The following is a 13,583-nucleotide window of genomic DNA, read 5'->3' as shown; positions in this document are numbered from 1 at the left end:
CCATTGTCCCGTACTGCCCGAGGTAAGCCGCCGGCCTGTGGACAACCGGCCGGCCACGGCCGGCTGCCCCGCGGCGGTTACGCCTCCCGCGCCCCCGCGTACATCTCCTCGATCAGGTCCTTGTACGTCCGCTCGACCACCGGTCGCTTCATCTTCAGCGACGGGGTCAGCTCACCGTGCTCGACGTCCAGGTCCCGCGGCAGCAGCCGGAACTTCTTGATCGTCTGCCAGCGCTGCAGGCCCTCGTTGAGCCGGTCCACGTACCCCTGGACCATCGCCTGCGTCTGCGGCGCCGCCATGACCTCCGCGTACGCCTTGCCGCCGAGGCCGTTCTCGGCGGCCCAGCCGAGGATGGCGGGCTCGTCGAGCGCGATGAGCGCGGAGCAGTAGTTCCGGTCGGCGCCAAGGACGACGATGTTGGAGACGAACGGGCAGACGGCCTTGAACTGGCCCTCGATCTCGGTCGGCGCGATGTACTTGCCGCCCGAGGTCTTGAACAGGTCCTTCTTGCGGTCCGTGATCCGCAGGTAGCCGTCGGCGGACAGCTCGCCGATGTCCCCGGTGTGGAACCAGCCGTCCGCCTCCAGGACCTCGGCCGTCTTCTCGGGCAGGCCGTGGTAGCCCTCCATGATGCCCGGGCCGCGCAGCAGGATCTCGCCGTCGTCGGCGATCCGGACCTCGCAGCCGGGCAGCGGCTTGCCGACCGTGCCGGTGCGGTAGGCCTCGCCCGGGTTGACGAAGGAGGCGGCGCTGGACTCCGTCAGGCCGTAGCCCTCCAGGATGTGGATGCCCGCGCCGGAGAAGAAGAAGCCGATCTCGGGCGCCAGCGCGACGGAGCCGGAGACGGCGGCGCGCAGCCGGCCGCCGAAGGCCTCGCGGAGCTTCTTGTAGACGAGCGCGTCGGCGACCTTGTGCTTCGCGGTGAGAGCGAAGGGCGCGGAGGCGGTGCCGGTGCGGCGGAAGTTGTCCTGGGTGACCTTGGCGTACTCGCGGGCCACTCCGGCCGCCCACTGGAAGATCTTGTACTTGGCCGCGCCGCCCTCGCGGGCCTTGGCGGCGACGCCGTTGTAGACCTTCTCGAAGATGCGGGGCACGGCGGCCATGTAGGTCGGCTGGACGACCGGCAGGTTCACGATGATCTTGTCGATGCGGCCGTCGACGGCGGTGACGTGGCCGACCTCGATCTGGCCGGAGGTGAGCACCTTGCCGAAGACGTGCGCGAGCGGCAGCCAGAGGTACTGGACGTCGTCCCCGGTGACGAGACCGGTCGCGGCGATGGCCTTGGCCATGTACGACCAGTTGTCGTGCGGGAGGCGGACGCCCTTGGGGCGGCCCGTGGTGCCCGAGGTGTAGATGAGGGTGGCGAGCTGGTCGGCGGTGATGGCCGAGACGCGCGCCTTGACCGCGTCGGCGTGCTTCTCCAGGTACGCCTGGCCGCGCTTCTCCAGATCGGCGAGGGAGAGGACCCAGTCGTCGGTCTCGACGCCCGTCGGGTCGATGACGACGACGTGGTGGAGGCCGGGCAGCTCGGCGCGGGTCTCGCGGGCCTTGGCGACCTGCGCCGCGTCCTCTGCGATCAGCACCTTGGAATCGGAGTCGGAGAGGATGAACGCCGACTCCTCGGCGTTGGTCTGCGGGTAGATCGTGGTGACGGCGGCTCCCGCGCACATCACGCCGAGGTCGGAGAGGATCCACTCCACCCGGGTGGAGGAGGCCAGGGCGACCCGCTCCTCCGCCTGCACTCCCAGGTCGATCAGACCGGCCGCGATGGCGTAGACCCGCTCGGCGGCCTGTCCCCAGCTGAGCGACTTCCACTCGTCCGGACCCTGGCCGGAAACGGCCGGTACCGGATAGCGATAGGCCTCCGCATCCGGAGTCCGCTCGACGCGCTCAAGGAAGAGGGTCGCCACGGAGGGCGGCCGGTTCTCGATCAAGGTCTGTGTGTCGCTCACGACGTCCTCCGGGCGGCGGCGATGCCTGCGGGTGGTGCGATCTGGCGGTGCGTTCTAACTGGCGAGTAACCTTCGATTCGGGGATCAGAGTAGATGGCCGAAGTCCGGCGCGTAAGTGCCTGGCGGCCGCCTCTTCATACCCGGTTGATAACAGAACGAACGCCGAACGGGCCTCCGCACTGTCCGCGCGGAGACCCGTTCGATGTATCAGTCAGCTAATCAGCCGATTACTTCTTGCTCTTGCCGCCGGCGGAGTCGTCGCTCGACAGGACGGCGATGAAGGCCTCCTGCGGGACCTCCACGGAGCCGACCATCTTCATCCGCTTCTTGCCTTCCTTCTGCTTCTCCAGCAGCTTCCGCTTACGGGAGATGTCACCGCCGTAGCACTTGGCGAGGACGTCCTTCCGGATGGCGCGGATGGTCTCGCGGGCGATGACCCGGGAGCCGATGGCGGCCTGGATGGGCACCTCGAAGGCCTGCCGCGGGATGAGCTCACGCAGCTTGGCGACGAGCCGCACGCCGTACGCGTACGCGGCGTCCTTGTGGGTGACGGCGGAGAACGCGTCGACCTTGTCGCCGTGCAGCAGGATGTCGACCTTGACCAGGCTGGAGGCCTGCTCGCCGGTGGGCTCGTAGTCGAGGGAGGCGTAGCCGCGCGTCTTGGACTTCAGCTGGTCGAAGAAGTCGAAGACGATCTCGGCGAGGGGGAGGGTGTAGCGGATCTCCACCCGGTCCTCGGAGAGGTAGTCCATGCCGAGCAGCGTGCCCCGGCGGGTCTGGCAGAGCTCCATGATCGCGCCGATGAATTCGCTCGGGGCGAGGATCGTGGCGCGTACGACGGGCTCGTACACGTCGTTGATCTTGCCCTCGGGGAACTCGCTCGGGTTGGTGACCGTGTGCTCGCTGCCGTCCTCCATGACCACGCGGTAGACCACGTTGGGGGCGGTGGCGATCAGGTCGAGACCGAACTCGCGCTCCAGGCGCTCGCGGATCACGTCCAGGTGGAGCAGGCCGAGGAAGCCGACACGGAAGCCGAAGCCGAGAGCGGCGGAGGTCTCCGGCTCGTAGACCAGCGCGGCGTCGTTGAGCTGCAGCTTGTCGAGGGCGTCGCGGAGGTCGGGGTACTCCGAGCCGTCCAGCGGGTAGAGCCCCGAGAACACCATCGGCTTCGGGTCCTTGTAACCGCCGAGGGCCTCGGTGGCGCCCTTGCTCAGGGAGGTGATCGTGTCACCGACCTTGGACTGACGGACGTCCTTCACACCGGTGATGATGTAGCCGACCTCGCCGACGCCGAGACCGTCGGACGGCGTCATCTCCGGGGAGGAGACACCGATCTCCAGAAGCTCGTGGGTGGCGCCGGTCGACATCATCCTGATGCGCTCGCGCTTGTTGAGCTGGCCGTCGACGACACGGACGTACGTCACGACGCCGCGGTAGGAGTCGTAGACGGAGTCGAAGATCATCGCGCGGGCGGGGGCGTCGGCCACACCGATCGGGGCCGGGACGTTCGCGACGACGCGGTCGAGCAGCGCCTCGACGCCCAGGCCGGTCTTGGCGGAGACCTTGAGCACGTCCTCGGGCTGGCAGCCGATGAGGTTGGCGAGCTCCTCGGAGAACTTCTCCGGCTGCGCGGCGGGCAGGTCGATCTTGTTCAGTACGGGAACGATCGTGAGGTCGTTCTCCATCGCGAGGTACAGGTTCGCGAGGGTCTGCGCCTCGATGCCCTGGGCCGCGTCGACGAGCAGGATCGTGCCCTCGCAGGCGGCCAGGGAACGCGACACCTCGTAGGTGAAGTCGACGTGCCCGGGGGTGTCGATCATGTTGAGGATGTGGGTCTTCCCCTGGCCCTCGCCCTCGGTGGGCGCCCAGGGAAGACGCACCGCCTGGGACTTGATCGTGATGCCGCGCTCGCGCTCGATGTCCATCCGGTCGAGGTACTGGGCACGCATCTGCCGCTGGTCGACCACACCCGTCAGCTGGAGCATCCGGTCGGCAAGCGTGGACTTGCCGTGGTCGATGTGCGCGATGATGCAGAAATTGCGGATCAGCGCCGGGTCGGTACGGCTCGGCTCAGGCACGTTGGTAGGAGTCGCGGGCACGCAGGGTCTCGTCTCGGGGCGATGGTCGGATCGATACGTAGGCTCCATGGTCCCACGAGTGAGCGGCTCCGCTCGGTTTGGGCGGAGGTTACGGGCCCTGATATCGTGGACAGCTGTGTCTCGTACGCCCTCTCAGCGAAGAGGCACACCTCAGAAACAACACCGAACCTGAAAAGGCTCTTTTCGTGGCGAACATCAAGTCCCAGATCAAGCGGAACAAGACGAACGAGAAGGCGCGCCTGCGCAACAAGGCCGTCAAGTCGTCGCTCAAGACCGCGATCCGCAAGGCCCGCGAGGCCGTCGCCGCGGGTGACGTCGAGAAGGCCGTCGTGGCTTCTCGCGCCGCCTCCCGCGCGCTCGACAAGGCTGTCTCGAAGGGCGTCATCCACAAGAACGCCGCCGCCAACAAGAAGTCGGCGCTGGCCACCAAGGTTGCCGCTCTGCAGGGCTGAGCCCTCTGATGTAACGCCGGACGGGACCCAGCGGGCCCTCTCTCCCGCTCCCAGCCGGCACCCCGGACTCGTGCGCGATACGCGTTCGCCACGCGTGCACGAGCCCACCATCACCACGACAAGGCCCCGCCACCTCCTTCCCCAGGAGCCCGGGGCCTTAGTCGTACCCCCCGCTCCGACCAGCGCTCACCACGAGCACCTGCCGCCGGCCGGGCCGCCGCCGGGGGCACCCGCCCAGGGGGCGGACCGCTCAGACGGCGGCACGAAGCAGCCGTGAATCCCCGGGGGCGTATGGCGCTGCCCGCCGCAGCGCAGGTACCCGAACCCACAGGACCGGGGCGCCGGCAGTACGGCGCGCAGCTGGCGTGGGCTCGCTACGGGCCGGAGCGGGAGCGCCGTGGGCAGCGGCGCGGAGCTGCCGCTTCGCGGCGGGACGGGACCGAGCCCGGGAGGCCCCACCGGCGGCGCGGAGCTGCCGCTCCGCGGCGGGACGGGACCGAGCCCGGGAGGCCCCACCGGCGGCGCGAAGCTGCCGCTCCGCGGCGGGACGAGACGGAGCCCGGGAGGCCCGGGAGGCCCGAGAGGGCCTGAGAGGAGGCCCTACCTCCGAAGCCGCGCCGCCCGCGCCACCGCGACCACTGCCTTCTCCAGCGCGTACTCCGGGTCGTCCCCGCCGCCCTTCACGCCCGCGTCCGCCTCCGCCACCGCGCGCAGCGCCAGCGACACCCCGTCCGGCGTCCAGCCCCGCATCTGCTGCCGCACGCGGTCGATCTTCCACGGCGGCATCCCCAGCTCCCGCGCCAGATCCGCCGGCCGCCCGCCCCGCGCCGACGACAGCTTGCCGATCGCCCGGACGCCCTGCGCCAGCGCGCTGGTGATCAGGACCGGCGGGACGCCGGTCGAGAGCGACCAGCGCAGCGCCTCCAGCGCTTCCGCCGCCCGCCCCTCCACCGCACGGTCCGCGACGTTGAACGACGACGCCTCCGCCCGCCCCGTGTAGTACCGCCCGACGACCGCCTCGTCGATCGTCCCCTCCACGTCCGCCGTCAGCTGCGACACCGCCGACGCCAGCTCCCGCAGGTCGCTGCCGATCGAGTCGACCAGCGCCTGGCACGCCTCGGGCGTGGCCGACCGCCCCAGCGCCCGGAACTCCTGCCGAACGAACGTCAGCCGCTCCGCGGGCTTCGTCGTCTTCGGGCAGGCCACCTCCCGCGCGCCCGCCTTGCGCGCCGCGTCGAGCAGGCCCTTGCCCTTCGCGCCGCCCGCGTGGAGCAGCACGAGCGTGATCTCTTCGACGGGCGCGTCGAAGTACCCCTTGATGTCCTTGATCGTGTCCGCGGACAGGTCCTGCGCGTTCCGCACGACCAGCACCTTGCGCTCGGCGAAGAGCGACGGACTCGTCAGCTCCGCGAGCGTCCCGGGCTGGAGCTGCTCGGAGGTGAGGTCCCGTACGTCCGTGTCGGCGTCGGCGGCCCGCGCGGCCGCCACCACCTCTTGGACGGCACGGTCGAGGAGCAGGTCCTCCTGGCCCACGGCGAGCGTGACGGGGGCGAGAAGGTCGTCGTTCGAATTCTTCCTGGTGGCCATCCCGTCCAGCATCCCACGGGCCACTGACAGCGATCCCCATGCCCGAGAATGGCGAGGTGAGTGAACGACACGTACTGGTACTGCCCGACCGCGACGCCGCCGAGGAGGTCGCCGAAGAGCTTCCCGCCCGCTTCGGGGTCGCCGAGGAACCTCAGCTCGTACGGGACGCGCTGGCCGGCGAGGACGACGCCGAGGACGCGCAGTGGCTGGTGGTCGTGGAGGACCCGGACGGCCGGCTGGACTCCGCGGCGCTCGACGAACTCGCCGCGGAGTACGAGGGCTGGCTGGAAGCACCGTAGGGACCAGGACTGCCCCTACGCGGACGGGTCCGAACCGTCCGGGGCCGAGCCGTCGGGGGCCGAGCCGTCCGAGGCGGAGCCGGAGGCAGTGGGCGCGGCAGCGGTGGCGGTGGCGGCGGCTCCACGTTCCCGCGACGGCGGTACGGCCGGCAGCTCGCCGAGCTCGATGCCGAACAGGTCCCGGTACGCCGCCCTCACCTCGTCGTCCCCGTCGAGCAGCCGCTCCTGGCGCTCCCCGCCGAACACGGTCGTGACGAGCTTGCGGCCGCTGAGGGTGATCCGGCCCTCCTCGGTGAGCCGGGAGCAGACGAGGGAGCGGGTGAAGTGCGAGTCCGGGGAGGTGCGGTGGTACCAGGCCCCGGCCGTGAAGTCGGCGAGCACGCGCGGCCGCCGCTCCAGCCGGTACTGCGGCTCGCCGTCGCGCAGCACGTCCAGGTCGCCGTCCTCGGTCTCCACGACGCGGAACGTGCCCCCGGGATCGGGCTGGTCGCCCCGTTCGTCCAGCGCCAGCGGGAAGTGGCTGTGGTCGCCGAACCCGACGTCCGCGAGCCACCGCCCCTCCTCCGCCGTCTCCACCAGGACCGCCATGTGGTCGTACGGGATGCCCAGTCGGCCGCCCTTGCCGAAGCAGCGTGCCTGAAGGAGCGTGACCGCGAAGCCGAGTTCGCGCAGCAGGACGGCGAAGGTGGAGTTGATCTCGTAGCAGAACCCGCCCCTGCCGGCCCCGACGATCTTGTCGAGCAGCGGTTTCTCCTCCAGGACGATGTCCTCGCCGAGGTGGATCGACAGGTTCTCGAAGGGGACCGCCTTCAGGTGCCGCAGATGCAGGTCGCGCAGAGCGGCCACGTCGGGACGGTCCGGCCGGGCCGCTCCGATGCGCCGCAGATACGCGTCGACCGGTACGTCCGCCGCCTCCGCCATGTCCGCCGCGCCCGCCGTGACTGCCGCGTCCGAGGCCCGCTGGGTATGAGTGGTCATGCTCCGAGTCTGCCGCCACGTCCCTCGGGCCGCCCATGAGTCGCTGGTCCTAGGTCCGATGTCCGAGACCCACGGCCCGAGGCGCCCCCGCGCCCCTTCAACTACCGTCCGGATCATGCCCGATCATGACCCGTCCATTCCTCTTCCCCGCCCCCGCTCGCAGCGCAAGGAGGACGTCCTCACCCGCCTCCGCCAGGACAACGACCTCTGGGTCGCGACCGCGTCCGCCCGCGACGAACCCTGCTTGGTGCCGCTCTCCTTCGCCTGGGACGTTCAGAACGGGCTGCCCGACCACGGGACTCTTCTGCTGTGCACGAAGCGGACCAATCCCACGGCCCGTAATCTCACCCCGAAGGGCGAGGTCCGGCTCAGCCTCGGCCACACCCGGGACGTGGTGCTGATCGACGGCACGGCCGAGCTGGTGGAGGGCACCGACCTGTCGACGGCCTCGGGCGACGCCTTCGCGGCCAAGCTGGCCTGGGATCCGCGCGACCGGCCCGCCTGGGTCTATCTCCGGGTCACCCCCAGGTCGGTGAAGGCCTGGCGTGAGGAGAACGAACTGGCCGAGCGGTTGCTGATGCGCGACGGCGAGTGGCTGGTCTGACGGCCGGCCACGGCCAGACGGCTCAGGCCGCGGGTACGGGATCCTCGGCGGGCGTGGGCAGTTCACGAGTGCGGGCGAGCGGCGAGGGCAGCAGCCACAGCACGGCGAAGAGTCCTCCGACGGTCGCGATCCACAGGGTCGGACGCAGCCCGAGGGCCGTGCCGAGCACCCCCGCGGCGAGCGCTCCGACCGGGCGGAAGCCGTGGTTGAGGGTGCGGAAGGCGCCCATCACCCGGGAGCGGATGCCGTCGGGTATCACCGCCATCTGGTACGACGCCGCGGCGATGTCGACGATCATGACGGCGACGCAGGACAGGAACTCGGCCGTGAACATCAGCGCGACGACGAGAGCGGTGGGGCCCTGGGTGAGCGGTATGAGCAGCAGCGGGGCGGTGAAGCCGACGAAGCCGAACACGATCGAAGGGCCGATCCCGAAGCGGCGTACGACCGCCCCGCTGCACGCGGCGCCGATCAGCCCACCTACCGCACCCGCGCCGAGCACGGCACCGAGAACACCCGCGCTGAGGCCCAGTTCGACGGTTGCGTAGAGCACGAAGAGCGTGTGGAACATGTAGTTGAAGAACTGGATCGTCCCGGAGGCCGCGAACAGCGCCCGCATGGACCGCTCCCGGACGAGCCAGCGCAGCCCCTCGGTGAAGTGCCCCTTGCCGACAGGCGCCGGCGGGGGCTCCACGGGTCTGATCCGGGCCAGATATCCGGCCGAGACGAGATAGGTGAGGGCGTCGGCGACCATGGCGATGGGCGCCGTCAGTACCTGCACGAGCACACCGCCCGCACTGGGGCCCGCCAGCCATGCCATCGAACGGCTGCCGTTGGTCAGTGAGTTGGCCTGCACATAGCGCTCGGGCGGGACCAGCGCCACGAACAGCGAGGCGTTGCAGGCCTCGAAGAGCACGGCCAGCGCGCCGACCCCGAAGGCCACGACGTAGAGCTGCCCGAGGGTGAGGGCGTCGAGCAGATAGGCGGCGGGGAGCGTCAGCAGCAGCGCGGCCCGTGCGAGGTCGGCCGCGATCATGGCGCGCCGTCGCTTCGCCTGCCGGTCGGCCCAGGCCCCGAGGGGGAGGTTCAGCAGCAGCGCGGGCAGCAGTTCGGCGGTCTTGAGCCAGCTCATCTCCGCGGCGTCGGCTCCGAGCACGAGCACGGCCGCCAGCGGAATCGCGATGAGGGAGATCTGGTCGCCGACGAGCGAGACGGTCTGGCCGGTCCAGTACCGCCTAAAGGTCCGCTCCCGCAGCAGCGCGGGTATGCGTTCCGCCACGCTCATCGCTCACTCCTCATCGTCGTCGCGGAGGAGTTCGGGGATCTCCTCGGGAATCTCGCGGTCCAGGTACGCGATGCGCACCACGCTGACCGGCCTGGCTCCTTCCGGCCGCAGCGAGACGTCGGACTCGCGGCCTTCGTACGGCTGCAGCAGTTCGTCGACCCGCCGGCTGAAGGCGGCCAGCTCGTCCGGCGTGAGGTAGAGCAGGGAGTCGCCGAACATCTCGGCCTCCCGCCACTCCCTCGGCAGCCGGTGCCGGTCCTTCATGGCCCGGAGGACCCGCTCGAAGTACCGTTCGGCGACCGCGGCGCTCAGCGCGTCCGCCGCCTCCGCGACCGAGGCGTCCTCGCTGTCGCCCGGCCAGTCGGTGTACCGGGCCGTCGCGCGCCAGGGCTTCTCCCTCCCCCGGCCGCCGGGCGCCTCCTCCACCAGCCCGTACTTGGCGAGTATCCGCAGGTGGTACGAGCAGCTGGCCACCGATTCCCCGGTCAGCTCGGCCGCCCGGGTCGCGGTGAAGGGTCCGCTCCGCCGCAACAGTCCGACCAGGGTCATCCGCGTCGGGTGGGCGTAGGCCCGCAGGGCGCGAGGGTCCGTGAGACTGATGCTGCGTTGCTGCTCGTCGCCGGGCGGCGTGGCCGCCGTCTCGTTCTCCGACATGATGTAAAGCTATCTTTAGAAAGACTCCTTTACAAGCATGTGTTTAGAAGGGTCGCGGCACACTCGGCACAGCCACCAGCCCGGCCCCGGCCCCCGTCACCGCGATCGCGCCGTCCCGGTCCGTCCGCAGCACCTCCGCGCCCCCGGCCCGCAGCGCCGCGACCGTCCGGGGCGAGGGGTGGCCGTACGGGTTGTCCCGGCCGGCCGACACCAGCGCCAGCCGTGGACTGACCGCGCGTATCAGCCCGGGATCCTGGTGGGCGGAACCGTGGTGGGCGACCTTGAGCACGTCCACCGGCGCGAGCCCCGGGTACGCACGCAACAGGCCCTGCTGCGCGGGCGGTTCGAGGTCCCCCAGGAGCAGCAGCCGCAGCCCCCGCTCGGTCCGGACGAGCAGCGTGACGCTGGAGTCGTTCGGACCCGACTCTTCCGCCCCCAACGCCCCGGGGAACACCCGAGGCCACAGCACCTGCCACTCCAGCGGGCCCAGGCGTCTGCGCTCTCCGGGCCCGGCGCGCACGACGGGCACTCCCGCCGCCGCGGCCGTTCGTCGCACGAACGCCGCCTGTCCCCGGGGCTCTTCGAGCCCTGTCGTCTGGATCGCCCCGACCGACCGCCCCCTGAGCACCCCGGGCAGCCCCGTGACATGGTCCGCGTGAAAGTGCGTCAGCACCACCAGGGGGACCGTGCTGACCCCGAGGTCATGCAGGCAGCGGTCCACCAGGGCCGGGTCGGGCCCCGCGTCCACGACGACCGCCGAACCGCCGCCGGCGGCGAGCACGGTCGCGTCGCCCTGTCCCACCTGGCACATCGCGAAGGCCCAGCCCGGCGGCGGCCAGCCGTTGACCAGCCGAGTCAGCGGCGGCGGTCGCACCACCGCCAGGAACAGCAGGACGGCACAGCCCGCCGCGATCCTCCGCCGGAAGGGCAGCCTCCACGCCCCGAGCACCACCAGGCCGAAGAGACCGGCCAGCAGCAGCGCGCCCCACCATCCGCCGGGCCATTCCGCCTCCGCTCCGGGCAGCGACGCACCGGCCCGGGCCACACCGGCGATCCACCCCGTGGGCCAGGCCGCGACCCTCGCCACCAGCTCCGCCGCCGGGAGCGAGAACGGGGCCAGCGCGAGCACCCCGAACCCGAGGACCGTGGCCGGCGCGACGGCCAGTTCGGCGAGCACGTTGCAGGGGATCGCGACCAGGCTCACCCGGGCGGCGAAGACCGCCACCACGGGTGCGCACACCGCCTGGGCGGCCAGAGCCGCCGCCAGCGCCTCGGCGAGCCTCCCCGGCACCCCGCGCCGTCGCAGCGCATCGCTCCAGTGCGGCGCGATCGTGAGCAGCGCCCCGGTGGCCAGGACCGAGAGCAGGAATCCGTAACTCCGCGCGAGCCACGGATCGTAGAGCACCAGGATCAGCACCGCCGCCGCCAGCGCGGGGACGAGCGACCTGCGGCGGCCCGTACCGATGGCGAGCAGGACGACCGCGCCGCAGGCCGCCGCCCGCAGCACGCTCGGGTCCGGTCGGCACACAAGGACGAAGGCGAGCGTCAGCCCTCCCCCGATGAGCGCGGTGGAGCGCAACGGGATTCCGAGCCGGGGCGCGAGCCCGCCGCGTTCCGCCCGCATCGCCGTACCCGGCCGCCCGATGAGCAGGAGCAGCACGATGGTGAGGTTGGAACCTGACACCGCGAGGAGGTGGGTCAGATCCGTGGCCTGGAAGGCGTCGCTCAGCTCCGGCTCGATCCGTGAGGTGTCGCCGACGACCAGCCCGGGCAACAGGGCCCGGGCGTCCGCGTCGAGGCCCTCGGTCGCGCGGCGCAGTCCCGCCCGCAGCTTCCCGGCCGTGCGCTGCGCGGTGCTCGGAGGCCCCGTGATCCGGGGCGGACCCGCCCCGTGGACCCGGAGCACCGCCGCGAACCGGTCGTCCGGGTGCATCGGGGGTGCGAGCCGTGCGGTGAGCCGCAGCCGGGTCGAGGGCAGCAGCCGCAGCCACTCCCGCTGGGTCTCTCCGGCCGGCACGATCACCAGAACCGGGGTTCTGGTGCGGTGCGCGGCCCCGCCCGCCACCTCGATCCGGGACACCTCCGCGTCCAGCACGACGGAGACCGGCGCCGTCCTGTCGCCCCGGACCCGGGCCCGGGTGAGCCGGGGGTCGGAGGTGACCGTGATCTCCGCCCTCGCCCGGGCGTACTCCTCGGCGAGGCCGGGCACCGGCCCCCGCGTCAGGTCCGCCGCGTGGAAGCCGCCCGAAGCGGCACCGGCGGCGGCGCAGAGGAGCACGGCCCCGCCCGCGGTGGCCCGCAGCGCCCACCCGGGCCGCCCACGGAGGGCCGTGACGAGGGCCGCCGCCCCCGCCAGGCAGACGAGTACCCCGGCGACCACCCACCATCCGGCGGCCCCCACCGCCCACGCTGCCGCTCCCCAGGCCGCCAACGCCGGTGGCACGAGCCGGAGATCGACCGGCCCCTCGTCCCGTTCGCGCCGCCCACGCTCCGACTCCTCATCCGCGCCGGACACCGCGGGCAGCGCCTCGGCCACCCCGGGCCGGTGGGGCGCACTCATGGCCGCACCAGGGGTGACAGATCGGCGAACCGACGCTCTCCGATGCCGTTGACCTCGCGCAGCTCGGCCACCGACCGGAATCCACCGTGCTCCGTACGGTGGTCGACGATGTGCTGGGCCAGCACCGGCCCCACCCCGGGCAGGGTGTCAAGCTGCTCCACCGTCGCGGTGTTGAGGCTCAGCGGAGCCGCCCGCGTTCCCGGAGCGGGGCCCGTCCCCGTACCCACACCCGGACCGCCGCCCGCGACGGCGGCGGCCGGCACGCCGACCGCGACCTGTTCGCCGTCCATGAGGATCCGGGCGCGGTTGAGCCCGGTGAGATCGGTCCCCGGCCGGACCCCTCCGGCCGCCCGCAGCGCGTCCGCGACGCGCGACCCGGCCGGCAGCGTCAGCACCCCGGGCCGCCGCACCTTGCCGCTCACATCGACCACGACACCCGACGGCGGCGCTCCGCTCGTCGGACCTGGGGCTGGCGCCGCCGGGACCGCGGGGGACGCTCCGCTCCCCGGCGGCGGCGCCGCGCGCACGATCTCCGGCGCCCTGACCGCCTCCGGCCGCCCGGTCCAGAAGTACCGTCCGGCGAAACCGGCCGCCACGACGAGCACCACGGCGAGCGCTGCCAGCGTCCGCGGTTCGAGGCCGCACCGGGACTGCACCCACACCGGTAACCGCTCGCTCAGCGCGAGCCTCAGCCGCTCCCACCACCCGGCGACCGCCCGCTCCTCCTGGCGGCCCGGCGGTGCGGCGATCTCCGCCGCGCCCCACTCCGACGGGGGCAGCGGCAAGGCGGGCCGGGCCGCGTCGAGAAACAGCGGCTCGCCCCGGCGCCGTACGGCGGAGCCGCTCACCGCGACCGCGCTTCTCCCCCGCACCCGGCCTCGGCCCCGCACGGCAGGCGAACCGCGCCCGCGGACGCGGATACGGCCGTCCGATCCGGACGCACGACCGGGACCACTGGACGCCGCCGCCCTCCTCACCGAGGGGGCAGCAGCGGGCGGCACCGCCTGACGCACGGCATGACGACCGGCAGGAGGACCGAAGTGACGACCAGTCCGACGCGCGGAGTCACGCGTCGGCGGACGGGATGCGAGATGTGTACGAAGAGCCATGGAC

11 protein-coding genes are annotated in these 13,583 nt (G+C 72.1%); 3 read left to right on the top strand and 8 right to left on the bottom strand.

Translation table 11 applies throughout. The features are described 5' to 3' along the window. Nucleotides 1-77: 77 nt before the first annotated feature. Complete coding sequence (locus tag ACFY8U_RS19730) at nt 78-1,952, bottom strand: AMP-dependent synthetase/ligase (RefSeq protein WP_389571745.1); 1,875 nt, start codon at nt 1,950-1,952, stop codon at nt 78-80. Between the two features lie 227 nt (nt 1,953-2,179). Continuing rightward, a complete protein-coding gene (gene lepA / locus ACFY8U_RS19725) occupies nt 2,180-4,051 on the bottom strand; it encodes a translation elongation factor 4 (protein WP_361594072.1) in 1,872 nt (623 codons plus the stop codon). Nucleotides 4,052-4,236: 185 nt separating this feature from the next. Between lepA and rpsT the strand changes: the two genes are divergently transcribed. Continuing rightward, nucleotides 4,237-4,503 carry a 30S ribosomal protein S20 gene (gene rpsT / locus ACFY8U_RS19720; protein ID WP_137989361.1) on the top strand — a complete coding sequence of 89 codons (267 nt, stop codon included), beginning with the start codon at nt 4,237-4,239 and terminating at the stop codon, nt 4,501-4,503. Between the two features lie 600 nt (nt 4,504-5,103). Here rpsT and holA read toward each other — a convergent pair. Then, nucleotides 5,104-6,090 carry a DNA polymerase III subunit delta gene (holA, locus tag ACFY8U_RS19715; RefSeq protein ID WP_361594074.1) on the bottom strand — a complete coding sequence of 329 codons (987 nt, stop codon included), beginning with the start codon at nt 6,088-6,090 and terminating at the stop codon, nt 5,104-5,106. Between the two features lie 38 nt (nt 6,091-6,128). Here holA and ACFY8U_RS19710 point away from each other — a divergent pair, with 38 nt between their 5' ends. After that, nucleotides 6,129-6,389, top strand: coding sequence for a hypothetical protein (locus tag ACFY8U_RS19710; RefSeq protein WP_389571741.1), 261 nt, complete (start codon nt 6,129-6,131; stop codon nt 6,387-6,389). Between the two features lie 15 nt (nt 6,390-6,404). Here the strand turns inward: ACFY8U_RS19710 and ACFY8U_RS19705 are convergent, their stop codons facing one another. Further along, nucleotides 6,405-7,310, bottom strand: a complete 906-nt coding sequence (locus ACFY8U_RS19705) for an arylamine N-acetyltransferase (RefSeq protein WP_389572102.1) — start codon at nt 7,308-7,310, stop codon at nt 6,405-6,407. A gap of 172 nt (nt 7,311-7,482) precedes the next feature. Between ACFY8U_RS19705 and ACFY8U_RS19700 the strand changes: the two genes are divergently transcribed. Then, nucleotides 7,483-7,971: a pyridoxamine 5'-phosphate oxidase family protein gene (locus ACFY8U_RS19700; RefSeq protein ID WP_389571740.1), complete on the top strand. Its 489-nt coding sequence runs from the start codon at nt 7,483-7,485 to the stop codon at nt 7,969-7,971. 22 nt (nt 7,972-7,993) lie between these two features. Here the strand turns inward: ACFY8U_RS19700 and ACFY8U_RS19695 are convergent, their stop codons facing one another. From ACFY8U_RS19695 to ACFY8U_RS19680, 4 genes are read right to left on the bottom strand one after another with little or no spacing between them, the layout of a single operon-like run. Beyond that, nucleotides 7,994-9,256, bottom strand: coding sequence for an MFS transporter (locus tag ACFY8U_RS19695; protein ID WP_389571737.1), 1,263 nt, complete (start codon nt 9,254-9,256; stop codon nt 7,994-7,996). A gap of 3 nt (nt 9,257-9,259) precedes the next feature. Continuing rightward, nucleotides 9,260-9,910: a winged helix-turn-helix domain-containing protein gene (locus tag ACFY8U_RS19690; RefSeq protein ID WP_389571734.1), complete on the bottom strand. Its 651-nt coding sequence runs from the start codon at nt 9,908-9,910 to the stop codon at nt 9,260-9,262. A 43-nt stretch (nt 9,911-9,953) separates the two neighbouring features. After that, nucleotides 9,954-12,470, bottom strand: a complete 2,517-nt coding sequence (locus ACFY8U_RS19685) for a ComEC/Rec2 family competence protein (RefSeq protein WP_389571732.1) — start codon at nt 12,468-12,470, stop codon at nt 9,954-9,956. Further along, nucleotides 12,467-13,318 (bottom strand): helix-hairpin-helix domain-containing protein, encoded by an 852-nt coding sequence (locus ACFY8U_RS19680; protein ID WP_389571729.1) that lies wholly within the window; start codon nt 13,316-13,318, stop codon nt 12,467-12,469. Before ACFY8U_RS19680 ends, ACFY8U_RS19685 begins: the two co-directional genes overlap by 4 nt. Nucleotides 13,319-13,583: the final 265 nt, after the last annotated feature.

The sequence above is a fragment of the Streptomyces sp. NPDC012508 genome (genome assembly GCF_042902595.1).
Lineage (GTDB): Bacteria > Actinomycetota > Actinomycetes > Streptomycetales > Streptomycetaceae > Streptomyces.
Note: the sequence above shows the minus strand (reverse complement) of the source record. Positions and strands in the feature narration are given on the sequence as shown.